The sequence below is a fragment of the Variovorax sp. Soil_C_17 genome (assembly GCF_057657265.1).
In genome coordinates, this window is the sequence record NZ_JBDGIT010000039.1 from 1 (window position 1) to 1,181 (window position 1,181).

Annotated in this window: 1 pseudogene; it reads right to left on the reverse strand. The window is 65.4% G+C overall.

Annotation, left to right across the window (positions count from 1 at the left end):
- Window positions 1-1,007, reverse strand: a pseudogene (locus AC3A6Y_RS34915) (IS256 family transposase); the annotation flags it as partial.
- Window positions 1,008-1,181 lie beyond the last annotated feature (174 nt).

Below are 1,181 nucleotides of genomic sequence, written 5' to 3' on the forward strand. Positions count from 1 at the left end.
CGTTCAGCCGCTCCAGAGGGTTTGTGCTGTAGATCTGTGTCCAGTGCGCCCGCGGGAAGGTCATGAAGGCCAACACGTCGTTCTCCGCGTCGTCCATCAGGGCGCCGAGCTTGGGGAACTTGTCTCGGAGCTGGTCTGCCACCGACCTCCATTGCACCCGCGCGGCATCGGCCGAGTCTTGCACGAACACCGTGCCGATCGCGGCGCTGACCATTCGCCGCTGCGTCTTGCCGGCGTGCGCCAGAGCATTGCGCATGAAGTGCACCCTGCAACGCTGCCAGGTGGCCTTCAGCACCTTCGCGGCGGCCGCCTTGATGCCCTCGTGGCTGTCGCTGATCACCAGCTTCACGCCGCGCAACCCACGGCGGTTCAGGCTGCGCAGGAACTCGGTCCAGAAGGGCTCGGCCTCCGAGGCACCGACCTTCAAGCCCAGCACCTCGCGCTGGCCGTCGGTGTTCACCCCGACCGCCACTATCACCGCCACGCTCACGATGCGGCCGGCCTCGCGGGTCTTGACGTAAGTGGCATCGATCCACAGGTAGGGCCAGTCGCCCTCGATCTGACGTCCCAGGAAGGCGTTGACCCGCTCGTCGAGCTCGCCACACAGGCGGCTGACCTGGCTCTTGGAGACGCCGCTCATGCCGAGCGACTTCACCAGGTCGTCCACCGAGCGGGTGGAGATGCACGTAGGCTTCCTGGATGACGGCAGTGAGCGCCTTCTCGGCGGTGCGCCGAGGCTCCAGGAATTCGGGGAAGTAGCTGCCCTGGCGCAGCTTGGGGATCTTCAGCTCGACGCTGCCAGCGCGCGTGTCCCAGGTGCGCTCGCGGTAGCCGTTGCGGCTGTTGAGCCGTTCGGCGGGATTCTTCTCGTCGTAGGCGGCGCCGCAGCGGCCGTCGACATCGAGCTCCATCAGGCGCTGGGCCATGAACTGCACCATCTGGCGCAGGACATCGACGTCGGCTCCCTTTTCGGCAAGCTCGGCAAGTGCCATAGTGGCGGTGGTCATTGTGATTTCCTTTTATGGAGAGGGTTTGGTGGGTCGCACCTCAAACCTTATCCGGACTTCACGATGACCACCCCCGAAGAGAGCGGTCGCTGCGCGGCAAGCCGCTTCGGGCTACGCCCTACGCGCCTTGCCGCGCAGCGAGTGAAAGAAGACTTACACCACTTCCCGGGACAT